Consider the following 24,873-nt stretch of genomic DNA (forward strand, 5'->3'; position numbering starts at 1 on the left):
TCGTAGTGTTTTCACGCGCCTATCCCGGCCGTTCGCCGGGTGTTAGGATGACCGCAAACGAATCAACGAATTCGTTTGCGAACAAAATCGAAAAACCCGCCGTACGGAGCCGCGGCATGCGCCAGCAACGTTTCATTCTCGCCCTCGATCAGGGCACCACCAGTTCACGCGCCATTCTCTTCGACCACGCGGGCCGCGTGGTCGCCCGGGCGCAGCGCGAGTTCGCGCAGCATTTCCCGCGGCCCGGCTGGGTCGAGCATGACCCGCACGATATCTGGCGGTCGCAACTGGCCGTCGCGCACGAGGTCATGCGCGTCGCGAACGCGGGCGCGTCGGATATCGCGGCCATCGGCATCGCGAACCAGCGCGAAACCACACTGCTATGGGACCGGCGCACCGGCGCGCCGATCGGCCCCGCGATCGTCTGGCAGGACCGGCGCACGGCGGCGCACTGCGCGAGGCTGATCGAATGCGGCGGGCAGGCGCTCATCCAGCGCAAGACCGGCCTCTGCATCGATCCGTACTTTTCCGCGACGAAACTGGCGTGGCTGCTCGACAGCCAGCCGGGCCTGCGCGCGCGGGCGCGCAACGGCGAGCTCGCGTTCGGCACCGTCGACAGCTGGCTCGTGTGGAACCTGAGCGGCGGCCGCCGCCACGTGACGGACGCATCGAACGCGGCGCGCACGGCGCTCTTCGACATCCGCGCGTGCGCATGGGACGACGAGTTGCTCGCGCTCTTCGATATCCCGCGCGCCGTGCTGCCCGAAGTCGCGCCTTCGAGCGGATTGATCGCGCATACCGACCCCGCGCTGTTCGGCGCGGCGATTCCGGTGACGGGCGTCGCCGGCGATCAGCAGGCCGCGACGTTCGGCCAGGGCTGCATCGAACCGGGGCTCGCGAAGAACACCTACGGCACCGGCCTTTTCATGCTGATGAACACGGGCGCGCAGCCGGTCGTGTCGACGCATCGTCTGCTGACCACCATCGGCTGGCAGCTCGACGGCCGCCTCACGTACGCACTGGAAGGCGCGGTGTTCATGGGCGGCGCGATCATCCAGTGGCTGCGCGATGGGCTCGGCATCATCGAAAGCGCGGCGCAGATCGAGGCGCTGGCCGCGCAATGCGCGTCGAGCGAGGGGGTCGTGCTGGCGCCGGCGTTCGCGGGACTGGGCGCGCCGTACTGGGACCCGTACGCGCGCGGCACGCTGCTCGGCATGACGCGCGGCACGGGACGCGCGCATATTGCGCGCGCGGCGCTCGAAGCGATCGCGCTTCAGACCGTCGATGTGCTCGACGCGATGGAAGCCGATGCGGGCATCGCGGTGAGCGAACTGCGCGCGGACGGTGGCGCGTCGCAAAGCGACCTGCTGATGCAGATTCAGGCCGATCTGCTGAACCGGCCCGTGGTGCGTCCGGCCGTCACCGAAACGACCGCGCTCGGCGCCGCTCAGCTGGCCGGCCTCGGCGCGGGCTTCTGGTCGGGCGTCGGCGAAATCGGCGAAATCGGCGATAACGCGCGCGCCGCGCGCCGCTTCGAACCGTCGATGTCCGGCGACGAGCGCGGCGCGCACATCGAGCGCTGGCATCGCGCGATCGAGCGCGCCCGCGCGTGGGACGTTCCCGCCGGGCAGACAACGTGCGCGGCGGTCTGACATGCAAGTGACGACTCCCCCTGACCGCGCCTCGCTGTTGCGCGAACTCGACCGCACGCCGGTCTTCGACGTCGTCGTGATCGGTGGCGGCGCGAGCGGCCTCGGCACGGCGGTCGATGCGGCGTCGCGCGGCTATCGGACCTTGTTGCTGGAAGCGCGCGATTTCGCCAAAGGCACGTCCAGCAAGGCGACGAAGCTCGTGCACGGCGGCGTGCGCTATCTCGCGCAGGGCAATGTTCCGCTGGTCCGCGAAGCGCTGCGCGAGCGCGGCCTGCTCGCGCGCAACGCGCCGCATCTGGTTCACGCGCTGGGCTTCATCGTTCCCGCGTACCGGATGGGCGACAAGCTCATGTACGGCGCGGGGCTCAAGATTTACGACTGGCTCGCGGGGTCGCTCAACCTCGCCGCGAGCCGCAGCCTCGGCCTCGCCGAAACGCGCGCGAAGTCGCCGATGCTGGCGCAACACCTGTCCGGACGCGCGCTGCGCGGCGGCACGCTCTACTACGATGGCCAGTTCGACGACGCGCGTCTCGCCATCACGCTGATGCGCACGCTTTTCGATCTCGGCGGCATCGCATTGAACAATGCGGCCGTGCGCGGCGTGCAGTTCGATCGCGGCGCGGGACATCATCGGCTGAGGGTGGAAGACGTCGAAACGGGCGATGTGCTCACGGTCGGCGCGCGCTGCCTCGTCAACGCGACGGGCGTGTGGGTCGATTCGATCCGCGCCATGGCCGACCCCGGCGCACGTCCGATCGTGGCGCCGAGTCAGGGCGTGCACCTGACCTTGCCCGGCCGCTTCCTGCAAAGCCGCGAGGCGATTCTCGTGCCGCGCACGAAAGACGGCCGCGTATTGTTCGTCGTGCCGTGGCATGGCCATACCATCGTCGGCACGACGGACACGCCGCGTCGCGATCTGCCGCTCGATCCGCACGCGAGCGACGAGGACATCGACTTCATTCTCGCGACGGCCGGCGATTATCTGTCGATGAAGCCCACGCGGGACGATGTCCTGAGCGTCTGGGCGGGCCTGCGTCCGCTCGTGAAAGGCGATGCGGGCGCATCGACGGCGGCGCTTTCGCGCGAGCACACGATTGAAACGAACGGGACCGGCATGATCACCGTGACGGGCGGCAAGTGGACGACGTATCGCCTGATGGCGCAGCAGGTGATGGATCTTGCGGTCACGCAGGGTCTGTTGCCCGCCGCGCCATGCCGCACGGCGTCCTTGCCGCTGCACGGCGCGACCGCGCAGCAGGGCGGATGTTACGGCGCCGACGCGGAGTTCATCGCAGCGTTGCCGGGCGCGGACACGATCCTCGTGCAGGCGAGCGGGCTGACCGAGGCGCAGACGCGTTTCGCGGTGCGCGCGGAGCTGGCGCGCTCGGTGGAAGATGTACTCGCGCGACGCAATCGCGCACTGTTTCTCGATGCCGCCGCGGCGCGCGATGCCGCGCCGGACGTTGCGCGGATCGTGGCGGAGGAACTGGGGCGGCCCGCGCAGTGGCAAGCCGATGAACTCGCGCGTTTCGATGCATTCGCGCGAAGCTGGATGTTGAAGTAGAAAGCGGCGAAGCGTGAAAGCGCTTTGCCGGAAGCATCGGAAATCAAAACGCGTGGCGAATGCCCACCATCGCCACGAACTGCGATTGCCCCGACGACGGCGTCCCGTTCTGCGAATCGCCGACGACGGCGACCGCATTGGCGATCACCGTCGCGTTCATGCCGCTCAACGCGACGAGCGATTTGCCGCGCGCCCGCTGATACGCCTGCAGCGCATAGAACGTGGTGCGCGCCGAAAGACCGTAGGTTTCTTCGAGCGAAATCTGGTGATATTGCGCGGGATCGGAAATCCCGTTCGACTTGCTCGCGCGCGTGTAGCTGTAGCCCGCCGCCACGTTCACCGCAGGCGTGAACCGGTATGACGCGATCGCACCGTAGTTGTTGAACACGGCTTCGTCGGTGAAGAGCGAACCAGAACCCGGCGCATATTGCACGTTGGCGTAGTTCAGGCCGATCATCAGATCGTTGTACTGATAGCGTGCGGCCGCGGCGACGAGCTGCGCGCTCTTCGCGCTCGCATAGCCGTTGTTGACTGGCGAGTTGATTGCGAACGTGCCCAGCGCGGAACTTGTCGCGATGTCCTTCAGCTTCACGTAGCCCGCCGCGACCGATACGGGCTTGTAGTCGTAGCGCAGCGCCGCGCTGAAATTGCTGCCGCTCGCGATGCTGCCCGGCACGCCGCCGAGACCGTATTGCGCGCTGAACGCCAGACCGGCGATGACCGGCGATGCGTACGTCACCGAGTTGTTGAAGCGCAGTGTCGTGTCGAGCGCATCGACATCGCCGGGATGCGCGCCGGTCGCGCCGGTCAGCACGCCCGTGGGGCCGAGCGCGCCGACCATGCTGAAGTAGGGCGTGTACTGGCGGCCGAGCGTCAGCGTGCCGTAGCGATCGTTGCTCAAGCCCATATAAGCTTGCCGATTGAAGATCAGGCCCGGACTGCTTTGCGCGCCCGTCAGCGAGTTGAAGCCGCTTTCGAGCCGGAAGATCGCCTTGGTGCCACCGCCAAGATCTTCCGCGCCGAGCAGGCCGAACTTGCTCGCCTGCAAATTGCCCTGGCTCATGTAGACGTTGCTGTGCCCGCGCTGATTGTTGACATAGGCGAACGCGTTATCGACGACACCGTATAGCGTGACGCTGCTTTGCGCCGCCGCCGTGCCGCAGAACGCCGCGGCCGCGAGAGACAAGGACGCGCGCGTCAGAGCGCGATTCGAAGACTTCATTGTTCTTTCCGTTCCGTTGATGCAGGTCTCAGCGAGCGAGGCGCAGCGTGAGATGACGCCATCCATCGGCGGTGTGATCGCCGATCAGTTCGCCGGTTGCGGCGGCGACGCCGCGCGTATCCGATGCGGGCACGCTGATCCGCACGTCGTCTTGCACGCGCGGCATCTGCCCGTGTCGCTCGACCGCGATGCGCAACTGCCTTTCATCGCTCTCGATGACGACGCGCCAGCGCCCTTGCGCGCCATCGCGCCACGCCTCGCTCTCGCCGTCGTCCTCGACGCATGCGCCTTTCGCGACACCCACGCCCGCGCAAGGCAGCGCGACGAACGCGCGTTCATCGGCGGGACGCGCGAAGTGCTGCTCCGCGATGTTCAGCGCGATCACGTGACCTTCGCGTATGAGCATGACGGGGCGCTCGGGCGGCGCGGGCAAGCTCACCGTCCGCGCGCCGTCGAAGACTTCGCCGCTCCAGTAATCGGCCCAGCGCGCGCCCATCGGCAGATAGACTTCGCGCCCGCTCTGTCCTAGCTCCACGACGGGCGCGACGAGCAGCGCGGCGCCGAGCATCATGTCGTCGCCGTCGGCGAGGCAGCGCGGATCGTCGGGGAACTCGGCGAACATCGGCCGCGACACGGGTTCATAGTCGCGATGCGATTGCCACAGCAACTCGTAGAGATACGGAATCAGCCGGTAACGCAGCTTGATGAGTCCGGCGATGACGCCCGTGATCTCCGGATACATCCACGGTTCGTTGACGGTGCCGTCGTCGTTCCACGAGTGGATGGAAAAGCGCGGCAGGAAGATGCCGAACGCCACCCAGCGCGCCAGCAATTCGGGGCCGGGCGCGGGCCCCGCGAAGCCGCCGATGTCGTGGCCGCTGTTCGATACCCCCGACATCGCGAGACCGAGTCCCATCTTCAGATTGAAGCGCAGCGTTTCCCACGACGTGATGTTGTCGCCGGACCACGTCTGCACGTAGCGCTGCATGCCGACGCCGCCCGAGCGCGACACGAGAAACGGCCGCGCGCGAGGCGCATGTTCGCGTTGCGCATCGCGCGAGGCGCGCATCATCAGTTGCGTGTGCAATACCTTGGCCTCGCGCGCCGGGAACGGCGTGCCGAAGCCACGCGCGATGGCGTCCGGGCTCCAGATCTCGAACTCGTTGTTGTCGTTCCACGTCGCGGCGATGCCATGACGCAGCAGGCTGTCTTTCACGCGCGCCTTCCACCAGTCGATCGTCGCGGGATTCGTGAAATCGAGATAGGCGCCGACTTCGTCCCAGAACTGCACCCAGGCGGGCTCGCCGCCGCGCGTTTCGATCAGGAGCCGCGCCTGGCTGACCGCTGCGAACGCCGGATGATCGTGCAGCAGGCAAGGCTTGACGTTCGGCACGAGCCGCACGCCTTCGCGCATATAGTCCGCGACGAAGCCGTCGATATCCGGAAACTTGTCGCGATTCCAGTTGAACACATAGCGCTTGCCGCCGATCGACGTATAGCCCGACGACAGATGGAACGAGTCGCACAGGATGTCGTGCTCGCGGCATCGCTCGATGAATTCGCCCATGCGCTTTTGGGCGTCGGGTGCGTCGGTGTAGCTCATCGTCGAGCCGGAGTAGCCGAGGCCCCATTTGGGCATCCACGCGGGGCGGCCCGTGAGCCACGTGAAGCGGCGCACGGCATGAAGCGGCGTGTCGGGCGACGCGATGAAGTAATAATCGAGATCGCCATGCTCCGCGACGAAGTGGCGATACTGCCCGTGGTAATTGTCGAGCTCGCGGCCCATGTCGAAGCGGCAGTCGGCGAGCGTGTCGTAGAAGAGACCGAAGCCCGTCGACGTTTCCGGCTGCCACGTCACGTAGAACGGAATGTGCTTGTAGAGCGGGTCCGTCGTGCGCGCGCTGTAGCCCATTGCATCGACATTGCGCATTTCGTAGCTCTGGTTCGCGCGATCCAGCGAGCCCGCGCGTTCGCCCAGCCCGACATACAGTTCTCCCGGCTTGCGCTCGATGTAGTGATACACGCGCTCGTCCCACCAGCCGAAGTTGTACGCCTGCGTCTTGCGGTCGTTCATCACGCGATGCCAGATTTCACCGCGCCTGATGTCCCACGCGCAGAAGCCGCCGTCGAGCGTGACCGTCAGCCGGATCATGGGCGTTTCGATCATCACTTTGTGCGCATCGCTCAGAACGCGCGCAGGGCCGGGTTCGAAGCCGCTCATGTCGCGGCGCTCGCGCCCTTCGGTCGGCACGTCTTCCTCGCCGGGCGCGATCGCCCAGGTGCGCGGTCCGCGCAGTTCGCCGTGCGGCAGCACGAGCACGCGGATGATGTCGTGGGCGAGAGCGAAGATCTCCATTCGGCATCCCTCGGCCGAAGTGAGCGTGATGGGGTGCGCCTCGGTCTGCGAGACGCGAAACAGCGGACGTTGCTTCAAGTTGGCCATGATGGGGTCCCGGATGATTCAGTCTCAGGCGGCGTGCGCGGACGGCGCGCGCGGCGTCGCGTCGACGCTGATGCCGCGCATCAGAATGACGAGCAGCGCCGCGCCGATCAGATCGAACGCGCCGAGCGCGACGAAGAGCGGCGAATAACCGATGGAGTCCGCCAGCGCGCCGACGACCAGCGAAAAGCCCAGTCCGCCGATCCACGCGGCCATTCCGGCGAAGCCCGCGGCGGTGCCGACCTCGCCGGGCTCGAAGACATCGGCGGCGAGCGTGTTGACGAGCGCGGAGATCATCTGATGCGCGAAACCGCCGACGCAAAAGAGCGCGATGGCCTCGTAAGGCGACGCGACGAGCCCGATGCACGCCGGTCCGATCATCATGAACGCGCCGAGCACGACGCCCGCGATGCGCGACCACACCAGCGGCATGCGCAGACGCTTCATCAGGAACGGCGACAGATAGCCGCCGAAGAGACCGCCCAGGTCGGCGGCGAGAAACGGCAGCCATGCGAACATCGCGATCTGCTTGAGATCCATGTGACGCTCGCTCACGAGATAGAGCGGAATCCAGAAACTGAAGGTCTGCCACGCGGGCTCGGCGAAGAAGCGGGCCTGTGCGATCGCCCAGAAGCGGCGCGTGCTGAGCACTTCGCGGATGCGGCGCTTGCCTTGCCCTTGTGCGGAAACGGGCGTTTGTCCGTCGATGATTGCGCGGCGTTCCTCGTCGCCGATGCGCGGATGCTGCGCTGGCGAGCGATACAGCCAGTACCAGAACGCCGCCCAGACGAAGCCCATCGCGCCGGTGACGGCGAACGCGCTTTGCCAGCCATAACGCAGCGAAAGGAATACGACGAGCGGCGGCGCGAACAGCGAACCGAGCGATGTGCCCGCGTTGAAGTAGCCGACCGCAACCGATTTCTCGCGGTTCGGGAACCATTCGGCGACCACTTTCATGCCCGCCGGAATGGCGACGGCTTCGGACAGGCCCATGAGACCGCGCAGCGCGGCGAGCGACATCCAGCCGGTCGCGAGACCGTGCAGCATGCCCGTGGCCGACCAGAGGCAGGCGAACAGCGCAAAGCCGAGCCGTAGTCCGATCACGTCGATGATCAGTCCGCACACCGGCTGCATGACCGTGTAGCCGACCTGGAAAGCGGCCACGACGTAGGAGTATTGCTGCGTGCTCATGTTCAGAAGCGTCTTCAGCTCCGAGGCCATGACGCCGAGCGCGTTGCGCGAGAGGTAGTTGACGATGGTGCCGACGCAGACGAGCGCGATGATCCACCAGCGCAAGCCGATGACTGTTTTCAAGTTCGAGTCTCCGTTGTTCTTTTTGGGCGACGAGCGGCGGGCGTCTCGTGCGCTTTGTGACCGGATGCCAATGATCGAATTCGAACATTCGATGATCGGGAACGGCTATTTATCGTACTACTGAGCGTCGATTTGCGTCCTGGTTGCGACAAATAGTTTCGTTGCGCGCTCCTTTTGTTCGTTTTCGCGCATCTGGCAATTGCACCGATGGAAGTAGAGCGTGATGTCGTCGAGCACGTCGTCGCGCCTGACGATACGCCGTTGACGGTGCGCCCGAACACCGCCGATACGTGAAGGATCAGTACGGCTTGCCGGTGCCGAACGTCCATTTCGACGATCATCCGAACGACGAAGCGATGCGCGAGCACGCGTTCAAGCAGGGCAGCGCCGTGTACGAGGCGGCGGGCGCGAAGACGACGTACATCGTGCCGCCGTATCCGTCGACGCACAATCTCGGCACCGCGCGCATGAGCGCGAAGGCCAGCGACGGCGTCTCCAATCCGCACGGCCAGACGCACGAAGTGGCGAACCTCTTCATCTCCGATGGAAGTCAGTTCACCACGTGCGCCGCCGAGAACCCGACGCTCACGATCGTCACGCTCGCCATTCGCCAGGCGGACCACATCGCCAGTCAGATGAAGCAGCGCAGGGTTTGACGCGATTGCCGGTGGATGCGCGGGGGAGTAGTTTGTTTCGTTGGCCGTCGTGCGCGAGCATGGCGGCCGCTTCGCCGGAGGCTACCGTTATGTGTCGGGTGTACATCAACGCCGATCCGATCCTTTATGAATCGCGCACGCGCTCGTTGCGATTCATGGCGTGATCACCACGGTCCGGCTCGAAAATCTCTTTTGGGACGCGATGACGAAGTACCTTATCTCCTTCCCCGCATCGGCGATGGACATATCCGACGACGACATGGCTGCGGTCGGCGAAGCGGCGCGCGCGGTCATACGCGAGGCGAAGAATACGGGCGTCTATGTGTTCGGCGGGGGTATCAACGCGGACGTCGCGCCGCTGATGGTCGCCGCCGACGGCACCATCACGAACGAGACCTACCCGCAGACCAGGGAGTTCGACGGCGGCTTCTGTGTTCTGGAACTGCCGTCGCGCGAAGCCGCCGTCCAATGGGCCGCGAAGATCGCCAAGGCCTGCCGCTGTTCGCAGGAACTTCGCGAGTTCGGGTACGACCCGGAGAGCTGACCGGCGAGGTCGCAGCTCAATCGAGCGAGGAGGCGGTGCAATCGGCATGACCGGCGCGGCGGCGTCAATCGCCCGCGCGCTCCAGTTCGGGCAGGCCGATGTTCTGCGCAGCCATCGAAAGTCCTGAGATGTCCTCCAGTGAAGATGCGCCGAAGTCCGATCGCTCTCCGGCGCATTCACCTTCGCTCCGTTTCTTCGAGGCGCTTACTTCGTCGTAAAGACCGAGATGCCGCCGTTCGCAAACTGAGTCGAAGAGCCGGGCTGGAAGGGCACGTACACCTGACCGAGCGCGCCGTCCACGGCCACGGAGTGCGCCCCCGCTCCTATCGCGACCTTGTAGAGCAACTGCCTCGTCGTGCCGTCGATCACGGCCATTTGCGGACTGAATCCCGACGCCGCCGCGGTGCCGCTCGATACATAGTGCCGCGCGGGCAGGAAGTATCGGTTCGAGGCGGAATCGTAAGTCAACTGATCGACGCCGCCGAAAGGCACCGATGCCAGTTGAGCGCCGGTGTTGCGATCGAGAATCAGCGTAATGAGCGGATTGCCGGCCGAAGGATCGCATCCCACGAGAATGTCGCTGTTCGGCCCGAGCGCGAGGCCGGTTGGCGAGCACTTGCCAAGCGGGAACGCCTTGCTGATCTTGAGCGTGCCGGAACTCACCGAGCTCGCCGCGATGACGTCGAGTTCGCCGTCGGGGTTCGCGGTGGTGCCATCGTTATTGATATAGAAGTTTTTCGTGGTCGAATCATAGGTGCATGCTTCGAGTCCCGACGATCCGTTGAAGACGAGCTTCGACACGACGGCTTGCGTCGTGGTCGAGAGGATCGTGACATACGGCGGCGTCTCGCCGGGGCTTGCGAACATCACGAGATGATCGTCCGGGTCGTAGCAGCCTTCATCGACGCGTGAGCCCGAATTGCTGATTGCAATCGTCTTGATCGTCTTCAGCGCATTGGTATCGACGACCTTGACGGAATCGACATCGCCCACGTAAAGCGTATTGGTGCCGGTGATGCCCACGATGCCATCGGGACCGGAAACATCTGTCGTTGCGCCGACGCCGGCGAACGAGCCGGTGATCTGAGCGAGCAGCGCGTTCGATTTGGTATCGACGACATCGACGGCCTTGTTGTTGCGATCGGCAAGATAGTAGCGGCCCGCTTCCGCGTAGCCGATATCGAAACTGAACGGCGGGCTCGACGCATTGGGAATGGCGATATTGGTAATCAGATTCGGACTCGATGAAGCGGGACCGGAATTGTCATTCCCGCCACATCCGGCGACGACAGTGGCAACAAGCAGTAACGCGAGCACAGGCATTCTCATGAAACGACTCCCCTTTGGTTGACCAGAACTCACGGCGTAAGCATGCGCAAGCATCTTTCACAATGCACAACAAATAAATTGATGGTTCCCATATAGAACCGTTGATGAACGTACGACGACTGAAAGATGCGCGACGCTGGCGCGGTCCTGTTTCAGTAATCTTGGGAGCCTCTCGAAGGCCTCATGTCTCGTCCCCGCGCGATGCGAAATCGCGACAGGCTTGCGTCTTCATTCCAGTTGCAGCGAGAAGCACGCGCATCGCGTTGTAAATCAACGGTTGGAGATTCGAAAGTCAGTTTTCTCAAAAGGAAGTCGCTGTCCGGCACCCGCCAAAGGTAGCCTTGGTAAAAACACCGAGACCGGACCCGGTGGGCTTTTAAAGCTATTCATCTTCTTAAGCTTGCTATAAGGTTAGACAGCCTAAGATGCGACCGGCGGATAGCTATAACTGTGCAATTAAATTGGTTATGCGAAGGAAATCAGGTCACGAATCCATGCGACGTGGTTCGACGCCAGGTTGCCGAGGTCGAACGCGACCAACTCCAACGTCGGCAAAGACATAGACCGGCTTTCCATCGCGGCGCGAATGCTTGTGCGCCGGACAGCGTCACCATTTCCCTCCAGGCCGGGTCCGCCACCAACTGCCCGCTTGCCTATACATCAGCGCATCGTTCCACAGAAGCCAGCCCGTCCCGCGCACGCATCCATGCTCGTCATCCGACCGCGGATTCCACATAGAGCACGCCATTCAGAAGGTTTCTAGGTAATTCCCCTGATTCACCCATCATCTCCTTGCGTCTTTTTTTGACGTCATGCAAACTTGTCTATACAAGATCGTGACGACGACAGCTCATTTGACGAAAGGACGTGGAAATGAACGCGAAACAGTTTTCTGCAAAGTTGCGCCTCGGCATGCTCGCCGGAGTGGTCGCCATCGCGGCGACCTCGGCCCAGGCGAAGGACTGGCAATCGGTGACGATCGCGACCGAAGGCGCGTACGCCCCGTGGAATCAGACCTTGCCCGGCGGCAAGCTGGGCGGCTTCGAACCGGAGCTCATGGCCACGCTTTGCACGCGCGCGCAACTCAAGTGCAATCTCGTCGCGCAGGATTGGGACGGCATGATTCCGGGCCTTCAGGCCGGTAAATTCGATGTCCTCATGGACGTGATTTCGATCACCCCCGAGCGCGAGAAGATCATCGCGTTCTCGCGTCCGTATGCTTCGACGCCCGCGACCTTCGCCGTGTCCGACGACGCCATCCTGCCGAAATCCTCGCCCGGTGCGCCGGCCGTCAGGCTCACCGGCGATGCGAAGAACGATAAAGCCGTCGTCGACGGGCTTCGCAAGCAGTTGAAGGGCAAGACCATCGGCATCCAGTCGGGCACCGTCTACACGAAGTTCATTCAGGATAACTTCAAGGACATCGCCACGATCCGCGCGTACAAGACGGCGCAGGAGCGCGATCTCGATCTGGCCAATGGCCGCATCGACGCGTCGTTCGACGATCTGACCTACTTCACGTCGGGTTCGGCGGACAAGTCGATTTCCATCGCCGGTCCGAAGATCGGCGGGCCGATCTGGGGTCCGGGCGAAGGCCTCGCCTTCCGCAAGCAAGACGGCGATCTCAAAGCGAAGTTCGACGCAGCACTTGCCTCCGCGCTCGCCGACGGCACGGTGAAGACCTTGTCCGAGAAGTGGTTCAAGACGAACGTCGCGCCGTAAGCGCCAAGAGCACGCAACTCGCCTCAAAGGCACCGCAAGCCGCCGTCAGGCGGCCAGGAGCAAGTCATGTCGCTTTTCCAGATGTTCGGATTCGGCCCCGACGGATGGGGCTCCGCCCTGCTGCTCGGCGCCTTGCTGACCGTCGTCCTGACGATCGCCGCACTCTTCACAGGCGCCATCTTCGGCGGTCTCGTCGCTGCGGCGAAGCTGTCGAAGTTCCGCACCCTGCGCGCAATTGGCGATCTTTATACGACCGTGTTTCGCGGCGTGCCGGAACTGCTCGTCATCTATCTGTTCTATTTCGGCGGCTCCAGTTTCGTGTCGACAATCGGCAAGTGGTTCGGCGCGGACGGCTTCGTCAGCGTTCCGCCTTTCCTGATCGGCGCGGTCGCGGTGGGCATGATCTCCGGGTCGTATCAGGCGGAGGTCTACCGCGCGGCGGTGCTCGCGGTGGCGCGCGGCGAACTCGAAGCGGCACGCGCGATCGGCATGCCGGTGCACATGATGGCGCGCCGCATCCTGATTCCCCAGGTCATCCGGTATGCGCTGCCGGGTCTCGGCAACGTCTGGCAGATGAGTCTCAAGGACTCGGCGCTGATCTCGGTCACGGGCCTCGCCGAACTCATGCGCACGAGTCAGATCGCCGCCGGATCGACGCATCAGTACTTCGCGTTCTTCATCGCAGGCGGATTGCTCTATCTCGTGATGACCAGCATTTCAGGACGCATTTTCGGCCGCGCCGAGGCATCGGTCGCGCGCTCGTTCCGGCGCAGCTTCGCGCGCAACTGAGCCACCGAACCACCGAGCAACCGAACGACTGACGCCGCCAGCGGAGACTTCTCATGCCCGTCGATATCAACTTCATGCTCGACACCATGCGCCAGTTGCTGGCCGCGGTGCCGACCACACTCGCACTGTTTTTCGCCTCGCTGGTGCTGGGCGGCCTGCTGTCGCTCGTGATCGTCGCGATGCGCGTTTCGCCGCACTGGCTGCCGCGAAACTTCGGGCGCTTCTACATCTTCGTGTTTCGCGGCTCGCCGCTGCTCATTCAGATGTTTCTCGTCTACTACGGGCTCGGCCAGTTCGGGGTGATCCGTCACAGCTTCCTGTGGCCCGTGCTGCGCGAGCCGTATGTGTGCGCGGTGCTGTCGCTCGCGTTGTGCACGGCGGGTTATACGGCCGAGATCATTCGCGGCGGTCTCTTGGCGATTCCGCACGGCCAGATCGAAGCGGGCTATTCGATCGGCCTCTCCGGTTTCGCGCTGCTGCGCCGCGTGATCGGGCCGATCGCGCTGCGGCTTTGCCTGCCTGCGTATTCGACGGAAGCAGTGCTGCTCGTGAAGTCCACCGCGCTCGCAAGCCTCGTCACCGTGTGGGAAGTCACGGGCGTCGCGCAGGAAATCATCCACCAGACGTATCGCACGACGGAAGTCTTCATGTGCGCCGCGCTCATCTATCTGCTGCTCAATTTCGCGATCGTCCGCGTGCTCGGATTCGTGGAGCGCAGGCTGTCCGGCCATCTGCGCCCGCCGCCGACGCCCGCCGTGGCATCGTCCGCGCCGGTTCGGACGCGCGTCGCATCCTGAGAACCCGCCGCTGTTTTTGGAGAAGAAAGCATGAGTACTGTTTCGCCCGTCGCGCTGTCGGTCAAAGGCATCAAGAAGTCGTTCGGCGAGCATCAGGTGCTGAAGGGCATTTCGCTCGATGCCCATGAAGGCGATGTCATTTCCATCCTCGGCGCGAGCGGCTCGGGCAAGAGCACGTTTCTGCGCTGCCTGAACCTGCTGGAAATGCCCGACGATGGCTCCGTGTCGCTCGCCGGCGAAGAACTGAGGATGAAGCGCCGCAACGACGGACGCCTTCAGCCCGCCGACCGCAAGCAAGTGGACCGCGTGCGCTCGCAGTTCGGCATGGTGTTCCAGAGCTTCAATCTGTGGTCGCACATGACGGTGCTGGAGAACGTGATCGAAGGTCCGATCCGCGTGTTGAAAAAGAGCCGGGCCGAAGCGGTGGAGCAGGCCGAAGCGCTGCTCGCGAAAGTCGGCCTCGCCGAAAAGCGGAAGCACTATCCGGCGCATCTGTCGGGCGGACAGCAGCAGCGCGTGGCGATCGCGCGCGCGCTCGCGATGGATCCGAAAGTCATGTTGTTCGACGAGCCGACCTCGGCGCTCGATCCCGAACTCGTCGGCGAAGTGCTGCGCGTCATGCGCTCGCTCGCGGACGACGGCCGCACGATGCTCGTCGTCACGCACGAAATGGGCTTTGCACGGCACGTGTCGAACCGCGTCATGTTCCTGCACGAAGGACGCGTCGAGCTCGACGGCACGCCGGCCGAAGTATTCGGCGAGCAGAAGTCCGAGCGCTTCCGGCAATTCGTGTCGAGTCATCAGGACCGCAGCACGCACTGAACTTTGCAAGACGTTTCATCGAAGGATCGTCATGATCGTTATCCGCTCCGCCCAGCCGCTCGAATGGCGTGAAATCGCCGCCATCGCCGCCGGCGCTTCCCTCGAACTTTCTCCCGAAGCCGAGGCGCGCATCGCGGCGGCGCGCAGGCTCGTCCACGAAATCGTCACGCGCGGCATCCGGGCGTACGGCGTCAATACGGGCGTAGGCGCGCTCTGCGATGTCGTCGTGTCGCAGGCGGAGCAGCGCGATCTGTCGCACAACATCCTGATGAGCCATGCGGTCGGCGTCGGCGCGCCGCTCGGACGTGAAGAGACCCGCGCGATCATCGCCGCCGCCATCAACAACTTCGCGCACGGCCATTCCGGCGTGCGGCTCGAAGTGGTGCGCACGCTGCTCGCGCTGCTCAACGCGGACTATTTGCCGGAAGTGCCGGCGTTCGGCTCGGTCGGCTATCTGAGTCACATGGCGCATATCGCGCTGGTGTGCGTGGGCGCGGGCCACGTGCGCGCGGGCGGCGAACGCATGACGGGCGACGAGGCGCTGCGGCGGCTCGGCCTCGAACCGATGACGCTCGAGGCGAAGGAAGGCCTGAGCCTCGTCAACGGCACGCCGTGCGTGACCGGCCTCGCCGCGCTGGCGATGGCGCGGGCGCAGCGCTTTCTCGACTGGGCCGATGTGGTGTCGGCGATGAGCTTCGAGAATCTCGGCGGCCAGCTCGATGCGCTCGATCCGCAATCGCTCGCCTTCCGGCGCTCCGAAGGGCTGGCGCTGGTCGGCGCGCGGCTTCGCGCGGCGCTTTCGGACAGCGGCATCCTCAACGAATCGATCGGGCGGCGCACGCAGGACCCGCTCAGCCTGCGCACGATTCCCCACGTGCACGGCGCGGCGCGCGATGCGCTGAAGATGACCGCCGAGGTCGTCGATCGCGAACTGGCTTCGATCACCGACAATCCGATCGTCGCGGGCACGCCCGAAGCGCCGCGCGTGTTTTCGCAGGCGCACGCTGTCGGCGCATCGATGGCGCTCGCGATGGACGGCATCGCCGTCACCATGGCGCAGGTGTCGGCGCTGGCCGAACGCCGGCTCGACCGCCTCGTGAATCCGCTCGTCAGCGGACTGCCCGCGTTTCTCGCGGAAATCGGCGGCACGCGCTCCGGCTTCATGATCGCGCAGTACACGGCCGCCTCACTGGTGGCGCAGAACCGGCGCATCGCCGCGCCCGCGAGCCTGGACGGCGGCGTGACCTCGGGATTGCAGGAAGATCACCTGTGTCACGCGACGCCCGCCGCGCTGAAGGCGCTCGAAATCATCGAGAACTCGGCGCGCATTCTCGGCATCGAATTGCTCGCCGCGACGCAGGCCTACGATCTTCAGCCGACGCAGCTCGCGCGCGCACCCTATACTGATTCCTTGCGCGCGAAGGTGCGCGACGTGCTGCCGATCTATCGCGACGACCGGCCGCTCGCAAACGACATGACGTTCGCATTTCGCATGATCGCGGATGGCGTTCCACCGCCGCTGCCGGGACCGTCGACGAGCACGGGCGGCGCGGACGATCCGCAGTCGTCCGCCGCCGCGCCCGCGACGGTCACGGCGCAGCGGTGCGCGGAATCCGCCAACGATGCGCTCGCCATGCTGCCGGAAGCGCACGGGCGATAAGGCGGCGAGTCATCGCGTGCACGTGCGGCTCCCATACATGGACAGAACAATGAAGACGGACGCGGACGCCACACGAGGATCGGGCACGGTCGAGAACCGCAGAATGCTGCCGGCCTATGAGCAGATCAAGCGCTATGTCGTCGACCGCATTACCGATGGCACATGGAAGCCCGGCGACACGATTCCATCGGAAACGGAACTGGTGAAGGAATTCGGCGTCTCGCGCATGACCGCGTCGCGCGCGCTGCGCGAACTCACGGCCGAGCGCGTGCTGACGCGCGTGCAGGGTTCGGGCACGTTCGTCGCGCCGCGCCATTACGAATCGACGATACTCGAAGTGCGCAATATCGCCGATGAAATCGCCGCGCGCGGGCATCGACATTCCGCGCGGGTGCTCAGGCTCGAAACGTCCGAAGACGCGGAAGCGATCGCATCGCTCGATCTCACCGCAGGGCCGGTGTTCCATTCGTGCATCGTGCACTGCGAGGAAGGCACGCCGATCCAGTACGAGGATCGGTACACCAATCCGCATCTCTTTCCCGACTACCTGCAGCAGGACTTCACAACCGAAACGCCGAATCACTACATGGTGCGGCTCGCGCCGATCCAGCGCGCGGAGTTTCGCATCGACGCGCAGAAGCCCAATGCGACCATCCGCAAGCAGCTCGAGATGGAAATCGGCGAGCCGTGTCTGCTGGTGTCGCGCCGCACGTGGGTTGGCGACGGCGTGGCGACATCAGTGCAGTTGTGGCATCCGTCGTCGCGATTCCATCTGGTCGGGAAGATGTAGGGTTCGTCTGACCTGACTAGACAACTTACCGTTATCACATACGCGGGTAATCGTTTCCGATTACCCGCGTTTTCGTTCGTGCGCGCCGTAATTCGCACATGCCGTCAGCGTATACCCTGCTGAGACAATTCGACATTTCCTCTTGTATATACAACTTGACGTGGCTAAACTGTTTTCACTGCCCGCGATGAACGCGATCGCGCATCGCGGGTCTTCGTCGACAAATCCACCTTGAGCGAAGCATATGAATCATCCCAAACACATCGATCCGCGTCTCGACCCGACCCGCACGATCCGTGCGCCGCGCGGCAGCGAAAAAACCTGCAAGACCTGGATCGCGGAAGCCGCGTACCGGATGATTCAAAATAATCTGGACCCCGAAGTGGCGGAGCATCCGCACGCGCTCGTCGTCTATGGCGGCATCGGCCGCGCGGCGCGCAACTGGGATTGCTTCGACCAGATTCTGGCGTCGCTCAAGGATCTGGAAGAGAACGAGACGCTCCTGATCCAGTCGGGCAAGCCGGTCGGCGTGTTCCGCACGCACGCGGATGCGCCGCGCGTGCTGCTCGCCAATTCCAATCTCGTGCCGCACTGGGCGAACTGGGATCATTTCCACGAGCTCGACCGCAAGGGCCTCATGATGTACGGCCAGATGACGGCGGGAAGCTGGATCTATATCGGCAGCCAGGGCATCGTGCAGGGCACCTACGAGACGTTCTTCTCGGTCGCGAACCAGCATTTCAACGGCGATCCGAAGGGCCGCTGGATTCTCACGGGCGGTCTCGGCGGCATGGGCGGCGCGCAGCCGCTGGCCGCGACGATGGCCGGCTTCTCGATGATCGCCGTCGAATGCGATGAGTCGCGCATCGACTTCCGTCTGAAGACGCGTTACGTCGACAAGAAGGCGAAGACGCTGGACGAAGCGCTCGCCATGATCGAAGACGCGAAGAAGAGCGGCACGCCGGTATCGATCGGCTTGCTCGGCAACGCTGCCGATGTCTTCGCGCAACTGGTCGAGCGCAACATCACGCCGGACTGCGTCACCGACCAGACGAGCGCGCACGACCCGATTCACGGTTACTTGCCGCAAGGCTGGACGGTCGAAGACTGGCGCGAACGGCAGAAGACGGACCCGCAAAGCATCGTGACGGCCGCGAAGCAGTCGATGGCGAAGCAGGTGCAGGCGATGCTCACGCTGCAGGAACGCGGCGCGGCCACGCTCGATTACGGCAACAACATCCGTCAGATGGCGCTCGAAATGGGCGTGAAGAACGCCTTCGATTTCCCCGGTTTCGTGCCGGCGTACATTCGTCCGCTCTTCTGCGAAGGCAAGGGGCCGTTCCGCTGGGTCGCGCTGTCGGGCGATCCGGAAGACATCTACAAGACCGATGCCAAGGTCAAGGAACTGATTCCCGACGATCCGCATCTGCACAACTGGCTCGACATGGCGCGCGAGCGCATCGCGTTCCAGGGCTTGCCGGCGCGCATCTGCTGGGTCGGCGTGAAGGACCGCTATCGTCTGGGGCAGGCGTTCAACGAAATGGTGAAGAATGGCGAACTGAAAGCGCCGGTCGTCATCGGACGCGATCATCTGGACACCGGCTCCGTCGCCAGCCCGAACCGCGAAACCGAATCTATGAAGGACGGCTCCGACGCCGTCAGCGACTGGCCGCTGCTCAACGCGCTGCTGAACACGGCAGGCGGCGCGTCGTGGGTATCGCTGCATCACGGCGGCGGCGTGGGCATGGGCTTCAGCCAGCATTCGGGCGTGGTGATCGTCGCGGACGGCACGGATGCCGCGCACGAGCGTCTTGGCCGCGTGCTCTTCAACGATCCGGCGACGGGCGTCATGCGTCATGCCGATGCGGGCTACGAATTGGCGCAGTCGACCGCGCGCGAAGCCGGTCTCAAGCTGCCCATGCTCGGCCGATGATGGCAGCGTCCGTTACGCTCATTCGCGGCGCGGACCTCGTGGCGTCGCCGTGGAAGAACGGCGGCGGCGTCACGCGCGAAGTCGCCGCGTTTCCCGAAGGCGCATCGATGGATGCGTTCGCGTGGCGCGTGAGCGTGGCCGATGTCGCGCAGGCGGGGCCGTTCTCGCGCTTTCCCGGCGTCGATCGCACGCTGGTGCTGCTCGACGGCGCGGGCATGATCCTCGACGAAAGCGCGCAAACGCATGCGCTGATGCAGCCGCTGGATATCGCGCGTTTCGCGGGCGAATCCGCGATCGATGCCCGTCTCGTCGACGGCGCGACGCGCGACTTCAATCTCATGGTGCGCCGTGACGCGGCGCGCGGCGCGCTCGACGTGTGGCGCGCGGGCGAAGCGCGTCGTGTCGAAGCGGACACGGCGCTCTTTTACTGCGCGCAAGGCTCGATGCGCGTGCGCGTGAACGGCGATGAGCCTGTCGCGCTGGAGCAGGGCGACACGCTGCGCATCGACCACGTCAAAGCGCATATCGCGACGGAAGGGGACGGCGCGTTGCTCGCCATCGCATTGAGGGAAACGCAATGAAGCGCACGCTTTGGCACAACCTGAATCTTTGTCCCGAAGGCGATCCCGGCAGCACGATAGATGACGCCGCGATCGCCGTCGAGAACGGCAAGATCGCTTGGCTCGGCGCGCGCGCGCACGTGCCGCACGAAATCACGCAATGGCCGCGCGAAGACTTGCATGGCACATGGGTCACGCCCGGTCTGATCGACTGCCACACGCATCTGGTCTATGGCGGCCAGCGCGCCGACGAGTTCGCGCAGCGTCTCGCGGGCGTGAGCTATGAAGAGATCGCGCGGCAGGGCGGCGGCATCGTCTCGACCGTGCGCGCGACGCGTGCGGCCGACGAAGCGTCGCTGTTCGCGCAATCCGCCGCGCGCCTCGAAGCGCTGCTCGCGGACGGCGTGACGGCCATCGAAATCAAATCGGGCTACGGCCTCGATCTGCCGACCGAGCGCAAAATGCTGCGCGTCGCGCGTGCGCTCGGCGAGCGCTATCCCGTCACCGTGCGCACGACGTTTCTCGGCGCGCACGCGTTGCCGCCCGAGTTCACCGGCCGCGCCGACGACTATATCGACGAAGTGTGCAATCGCATGTTGCCCGCGCTCGCCGACGAAGGCCTCGTCGATGCGGTCGATGTGTTCTGCGAGCGCATCGGCTTCACGCTCGCGCAGAGCGAGCGCGTGTTCGAGGCGGCGGCGCAGCGCGGCATCGCCGTGAAGATGCACGCTGAACAACTGTCGAACAGCGGCGGCGCGGCGCTGGCGGCGCGCTATCGCGGGCTGTCGGCGGATCATCTGGAATTTCTCGATGAAGCGGGCGTCGCGGCGATGAAGCAGGCCGGAACCGTCGCGGTGTTGTTGCCGGGCGCGTACTACTTCATCCGCGAGACGCGGCTTCCGCCGCTCGAACTGTTGCGCCGCTACGAAGTGCCCATCGCCATTTCGACCGACAGCAATCCCGGCACGTCGCCGGTCACGTCGCTGCTGCTCATGATGAACATGGCCACGACGCTGTTCCGCATGACGGTTCCCGAAGTGCTGCAAGGCGTGACGCGTCACGCGGCGCGCGCCTTCGGCGACGAGCAACGTCACGGCACGCTCGCGGCCGGACGTCCCGCGGACTTCGCGGTGTGGCCCGTGCAATCGCTCGCGGAACTCGCGTACTGGTTCGGCCGTCCGCTCTGCGCGCGCGTCGTGCGCGGCGGCGAAACCGTCTTCGAACGTCGACTGAACGCATGAATACACTTTTTGCCGAACACGCTTATTTGCCCGATGGCTGGCGTCGCAACGTGCTGCTCGAATGGTCTGACGACGGCACGCTGCAACGCGTCACGCCTGATATCGAGCACGCGCCGCACGGTGTCGCGCGCGCCTCGGGGCCGGTCATCCCCGGTATGCCGAACCTGCATTCGCACGCGTTCCAACGCGCGATGGCGGGTCTCACCGAATATCGCGCCGCTTTTGCAAACGGCGCAACCGACAGCTTCTGGAGCTGGCGCGATCTGATGTATCGCTTCGCGGCGCGCATTACGCCCGACGATCTCGGCGCGATTGCGCGCTGGCTTTACGTCGAAATGCTGAAGGCGGGTTACACGTCCGTCTGCGAGTTCCATTACGTGCATCACGCGCCCGATGGCCAGCGTTACGGCAATCCGGCGGAACTGGCGGCACGCGTGGTGCAGGCGGCGAGCGAGACGGGCATCGGCATGACGATGCTGCCAGTGCTGTATCAGTACAGCGGCTTCGGCGCACAGGCGCCGCGTGACGACCAGCGGCGTTTCATCAATACGCCGGAAGGCTTGCTGCGGATCGTCGACGCGTTGCGCCGCGCGCATCCCGAACGCGGCGATATGCGTTATGGCGTCGCGCCGCATTCGCTGCGCGCGGTGTCGCAGACGTCGCTGCGTGCGTTGCTCGAAGGACTGGATGCTTCGTCGGCGGATGCGCCGGTGCATATCCACATCGCCGAGCAGACGGCCGAAGTCGATGCCTGCGTGCAAACCGAAGGCGCGCGGCCCGTGCAATGGCTGCTCGATAACTTCGACGTGAACGCGCGCTGGTGCCTCGTGCACGCGACGCACGTCGATGCGAACGAAACCGCCGCGCTCGCCAAAAGCGGCGCGGTGGCCGGCCTGTGCCTGACGACCGAAGCGAATCTCGGCGACGGCATTTTTCCCGCGCGCGATTATCTCGAAGCGAACGGTGCGTTCGGTGTCGGCTCGGACAGTCATATCGGCGTGGACTGGCGCTCGGAACTGCGGCTGCTCGAATATGGCCAGCGCCTCGCGCGACGCGAGCGCAACGTGCTGGCCGCGCCGCATCGCCCGATCGTGGCCGACCGGCTCTTCTCCGCGGCGCTGCAAGGCGGCGCACGCGCGACCGGGCGTGCGGTCGGCACGCTCGAACCCGGCGCACGCGCCGACTGGATCGTGCTCGATGCCAATCATCCGAATCTCGCGGAACAGACGCCCGATACGTGGTTGTCGTCCGTCGTGTTCTGCGAGCATGGCGGATCGCCGATTCGCGATGTCTATACCGGTGGCGAGCGCGTGGTCGAAGACGGACGTCATCGTGACGAAGCGCGCCTTTACGCGGACTATCGCGCGGCACTCGCGCGCTTGCTGGCCGATTCCTGAATCCCACACATGAACGATATCCTCACGCTGGAACGCGGCGATGCGCCGCTCGTCATCTCGATCCCGCATCTCGGAACACACATTCCGGATGCGATGCGCGACCGGTACACGGACGTCGCGCTGACCGTGGCCGATACGGACTGGCATCTCGATCGCCTCTATGCGTTCGCGAAGCAGTGGGGCGCGACGGTGATCGGCGCGCGCGTCTCGCGCTATGTCATCGATCTGAACCGTCCGCCGAACGACGAAAGCCTGTATCCAGGCCAGACGACGACGTCGCTGTGCCCGGCCGAAACGTTTCGCGGCGAGCCGCTTTATCGCGATGGATGCGCGCCCGATGCGGCCGAACGCCGGCAACGCGTCGAGCGCTTCTGGCAGCCGTATCACCAGACACTCGACGCGGAGTTGAAGCGTCTGCGCGGCGCGCACGCGAATGTGCTGCTGTGGGAAGCGCATTCGATCGCGAGCGTACTGCCGCGTCTTTTCGAGGACAAGCTGCCGGATCTGAACATCGGCACGCAGGACGGCCGCACCGCCGATGCGTCGATTCAGGCGCGCGTGGAAAGCGCCGCGCAGGCGAGCGGTTTGACGTGGGTGGCGAACGGGCGCTTCAAGGGTGGCTATATCACGCGGCATTTCGGCGCGCCGAAGGACGGCGTGCACGCGGTCCAGCTCGAAATGTGCCAGTCCGCGTATATGAATGAATCGGCGCCGTTCGATTTCGTCGATGAGCGCGCGGTCAAGGTGGAAGCGGTGCTGCGCGATATGCTGAGCGGCGCGCTCGATGCGGTGAAGGCGATCGGCTGAATTCGGATCTCGGTGAAGAAACGGCTCCGCATCGAAAGATGCGGAGCCGTTTTTCTTTGCGATCAGCCCGCGGTCACTCTTGCGCGTTCGGCAGAACCAGCCGTGCGGGATAAGTCCGCGGCGCGCGACGCATCACCGCGTAGTAGACGAGCCCCGGCACGACGAGCCCGATGATCCACGAGATATCCGTGCCGCCGAGCGCATCGACGAAAGGACCGGTGTAGAAGTGCGTCGAGATGAACGGCATCTGCACGAGCACGCCGAGCGTGTACATCAGAATGGCCTTGCCGTTCCAGCGGCCGTAGCGTCCGTCCGGGTCCGAAAGGGCGGGCACGTCGTAGCGCGATCGCGTGAAGCAGTAGTAGTCCACCAGATTGATCGCGCTCCACGGCGTGAAGAACGCGAGCAGAAACAGGATGAACGCGGTGAACTCCTTCAGGAACGCATGACGTCCCGCGAGCGCGACGAGCGTGGAAATGCCCACCATGCCGATGACGTACACCAGCCGATGCCGAGTCGAAATGGCCCGTTTCGCCCGGAATGCGCTGACGATCGTCGCCATCGACATGAAGCTGCCGTAGGCGTTGAGCGTCGTCACGGTCAGCTTGCCGAACGCGATGCTGAAGTAGAGCAGCGCGGCAATGCCGCCGCTCGCGCCCAGTCCGACGATATACGCGACCTCGTGATGAGCGAACGCATTGCCGGCGAGCGCGGCGGCGAAGACGCCGAAGACCATCGCGGCCTGCGCGCCGATCACCGAGCCCAGGCCGACCGCCAGAAACGTGCGCATGGACGATGTCGAGCGCGGCAGATAGCGCGAATAGTCCGCGACGTACGGTCCGAATGCGATCTGCCACGACGCCGAGAGCGACATCGACAGCAGGAAGCTCGCGATCGAGAAGTGGCGGTTGTTCAGCAACGCGCCGATGTCATGCTGCGCGAAAAGCCGCGCAAACATGAAGACGAACGCCGCCACGCCGATGACGCTGGCAATGCGCCCGACGAAGTGAATGGCGCGATAGCCGAGCAGCGTCAAGAGCACGATCAGCACGGCGAACGCGCAGATTCCCAGCGTTTCCGGGACGTTCAGCAACTGCGCCGCCGCCTGTCCTGCGAGCAGCGTGCCGCTCGCGGAAAAGCCGACATACATCACGCACACGAGCACGATCGGAATGGCCGCGCCGTAGACGCCGAACTGCACGCGGCTCGAAATCATCTGCGGCAGGCCGAGTTGCGGGCCTTGCGCGCCGTGCAGCGCCATGACGGTCCCGCCGATGAGTTGCCCGAGCAACAGCGCGATCAGCGACCAGAAGACATCGCCACCGAGCACGACCGCGAGCGCCCCGGTGATGATCGCCGTCACCTGAAGGTTCGCGGACAGCCAAAGCGTGAATTGACTATACAGGCTGCCGTGGCGTTCGGCCTCGGGAATGTAGTCGATCGTGCGGGTTTCGAAGACTTCGCGGCCGTCGTTGGCCCGCTTCGCGACGAGTTCGGGGTTCGCCATGAAAAGTGGCTCCGATTGTCAGGTTTCGATGGATGGGTGTCATCGCATCATGTTGTATAGACAACCGTGGTTGAATAGGGAGTAACCCGTGTGGACGGGCCGTGCCACGAGGCCCAATGCATCGCAA

The 24,873-nt window shown here is 64.7% G+C and carries 19 protein-coding genes and 2 pseudogenes; 16 read left to right on the plus strand and 5 right to left on the minus strand.

What is annotated here, in order from left to right; all coding sequences use genetic code 11:
* Window positions 1-116: 116 nt before the first annotated feature.
* Together glpK and AWB75_RS16390 are read left to right on the plus strand one after the other, a co-directional pair.
* Entirely contained in the window at window positions 117-1,652 is a 1,536-nt protein-coding gene (gene glpK / locus AWB75_RS16385; protein WP_061125209.1) for a glycerol kinase GlpK, read from the plus strand.
* A gap of 1 nt (window position 1,653) precedes the next feature.
* A complete protein-coding gene (locus AWB75_RS16390; protein ID WP_061125142.1) occupies window positions 1,654-3,216 on the plus strand; it encodes a glycerol-3-phosphate dehydrogenase/oxidase in 1,563 nt (520 codons plus the stop codon).
* A 43-nt stretch (window positions 3,217-3,259) separates the two neighbouring features.
* On the opposite strand, the gene AWB75_RS16395 is transcribed toward AWB75_RS16390, so the two are convergent.
* From AWB75_RS16395 to AWB75_RS16405, 3 genes are read right to left on the minus strand one after another with little or no spacing between them, the layout of a single operon-like run.
* Entirely contained in the window at window positions 3,260-4,438 is a 1,179-nt protein-coding gene (locus AWB75_RS16395) for a porin (RefSeq protein WP_061125143.1), read from the minus strand.
* A 28-nt stretch (window positions 4,439-4,466) separates the two neighbouring features.
* The gene (locus AWB75_RS16400) at window positions 4,467-6,881 is read right to left on the minus strand and encodes a glycoside hydrolase family 31 protein (protein ID WP_061125144.1); all 2,415 of its coding nucleotides are present in this window, start codon (window positions 6,879-6,881) and stop codon (window positions 4,467-4,469) included.
* Window positions 6,882-6,905: 24 nt separating this feature from the next.
* Window positions 6,906-8,192, minus strand: a complete 1,287-nt coding sequence (locus tag AWB75_RS16405) for an MFS transporter (RefSeq protein WP_061125145.1) — start codon at window positions 8,190-8,192, stop codon at window positions 6,906-6,908.
* Between the two features lie 290 nt (window positions 8,193-8,482).
* Here AWB75_RS16405 and AWB75_RS16410 point away from each other — a divergent pair.
* The 3 genes and pseudogenes from AWB75_RS16410 to AWB75_RS16415 form a co-directional block, all read left to right on the plus strand.
* A pseudogene (locus AWB75_RS16410) lies at window positions 8,483-8,848 on the plus strand (GMC oxidoreductase); the annotation flags it as partial.
* 89 nt (window positions 8,849-8,937) lie between these two features.
* Window positions 8,938-9,053, plus strand: a pseudogene (locus tag AWB75_RS37070) (ribbon-helix-helix domain-containing protein); the annotation flags it as partial.
* Window positions 9,051-9,392, plus strand: coding sequence for a YciI family protein (locus tag AWB75_RS16415; protein ID WP_061125210.1), 342 nt, complete (start codon window positions 9,051-9,053; stop codon window positions 9,390-9,392). The pseudogene AWB75_RS37070 and the gene AWB75_RS16415, both read left to right, overlap by 3 nt.
* Window positions 9,393-9,596: 204 nt before the next feature.
* On the opposite strand, the gene AWB75_RS16420 is transcribed toward AWB75_RS16415, so the two are convergent.
* Window positions 9,597-10,721 (minus strand): YncE family protein, encoded by a 1,125-nt coding sequence (locus AWB75_RS16420; RefSeq protein ID WP_061125147.1) that lies wholly within the window; start codon window positions 10,719-10,721, stop codon window positions 9,597-9,599.
* An 873-nt stretch (window positions 10,722-11,594) separates the two neighbouring features.
* Here AWB75_RS16420 and AWB75_RS16425 point away from each other — a divergent pair.
* The 11 genes from AWB75_RS16425 to hutG all read left to right on the plus strand — a co-directional run bounded on the left by AWB75_RS16425 (window position 11,595) and on the right by hutG (window position 23,239).
* Window positions 11,595-12,443, plus strand: coding sequence for a transporter substrate-binding domain-containing protein (locus AWB75_RS16425; RefSeq protein WP_061125148.1), 849 nt, complete (start codon window positions 11,595-11,597; stop codon window positions 12,441-12,443).
* Between the two features lie 66 nt (window positions 12,444-12,509).
* Complete coding sequence (locus AWB75_RS16430; RefSeq protein ID WP_061125149.1) at window positions 12,510-13,232, plus strand: ABC transporter permease; 723 nt, start codon at window positions 12,510-12,512, stop codon at window positions 13,230-13,232.
* Between the two features lie 53 nt (window positions 13,233-13,285).
* On the plus strand, window positions 13,286-14,029 hold the full coding sequence (locus tag AWB75_RS16435; RefSeq protein ID WP_061125150.1) for an ABC transporter permease: 744 nt from the start codon (window positions 13,286-13,288) through the stop codon (window positions 14,027-14,029).
* Window positions 14,030-14,059: 30 nt separating this feature from the next.
* Entirely contained in the window at window positions 14,060-14,851 is a 792-nt protein-coding gene (locus AWB75_RS16440; RefSeq protein WP_061125151.1) for an ABC transporter ATP-binding protein, read from the plus strand.
* A gap of 31 nt (window positions 14,852-14,882) precedes the next feature.
* Complete coding sequence (locus tag AWB75_RS16445) at window positions 14,883-16,511, plus strand: HAL/PAL/TAL family ammonia-lyase (RefSeq protein ID WP_061125152.1); 1,629 nt, start codon at window positions 14,883-14,885, stop codon at window positions 16,509-16,511.
* A gap of 49 nt (window positions 16,512-16,560) precedes the next feature.
* Entirely contained in the window at window positions 16,561-17,301 is a 741-nt protein-coding gene (hutC, locus tag AWB75_RS16450) for a histidine utilization repressor (RefSeq protein WP_061125153.1), read from the plus strand.
* Between the two features lie 244 nt (window positions 17,302-17,545).
* On the plus strand, window positions 17,546-19,234 hold the full coding sequence (gene hutU, locus AWB75_RS16455) for a urocanate hydratase (RefSeq protein WP_061125154.1): 1,689 nt from the start codon (window positions 17,546-17,548) through the stop codon (window positions 19,232-19,234).
* Window positions 19,231-19,815, plus strand: coding sequence for a HutD/Ves family protein (locus tag AWB75_RS16460; RefSeq protein ID WP_061125155.1), 585 nt, complete (start codon window positions 19,231-19,233; stop codon window positions 19,813-19,815). Before hutU ends, AWB75_RS16460 begins: the two co-directional genes overlap by 4 nt.
* Window positions 19,812-21,035 (plus strand): imidazolonepropionase, encoded by a 1,224-nt coding sequence (gene hutI / locus AWB75_RS16465; protein ID WP_061125156.1) that lies wholly within the window; start codon window positions 19,812-19,814, stop codon window positions 21,033-21,035. The genes AWB75_RS16460 and hutI overlap by 4 nt, the downstream gene beginning before the upstream one ends.
* Window positions 21,032-22,432, plus strand: a complete 1,401-nt coding sequence (locus AWB75_RS16470) for a formimidoylglutamate deiminase (RefSeq protein ID WP_061125157.1) — start codon at window positions 21,032-21,034, stop codon at window positions 22,430-22,432. Before hutI ends, AWB75_RS16470 begins: the two co-directional genes overlap by 4 nt.
* Before the next feature lie 9 nt (window positions 22,433-22,441).
* Window positions 22,442-23,239, plus strand: coding sequence for an N-formylglutamate deformylase (gene hutG, locus AWB75_RS16475; protein WP_061125158.1), 798 nt, complete (start codon window positions 22,442-22,444; stop codon window positions 23,237-23,239).
* Between the two features lie 73 nt (window positions 23,240-23,312).
* On the opposite strand, the gene AWB75_RS16480 is transcribed toward hutG, so the two are convergent.
* Complete coding sequence (locus AWB75_RS16480) at window positions 23,313-24,746, minus strand: purine-cytosine permease family protein (protein WP_061125159.1); 1,434 nt, start codon at window positions 24,744-24,746, stop codon at window positions 23,313-23,315.
* Window positions 24,747-24,873 lie beyond the last annotated feature (127 nt).

Source organism: Caballeronia catudaia, from assembly GCF_001544755.2.
Taxonomy (GTDB): domain Bacteria; phylum Pseudomonadota; class Gammaproteobacteria; order Burkholderiales; family Burkholderiaceae; genus Caballeronia; species Caballeronia catudaia.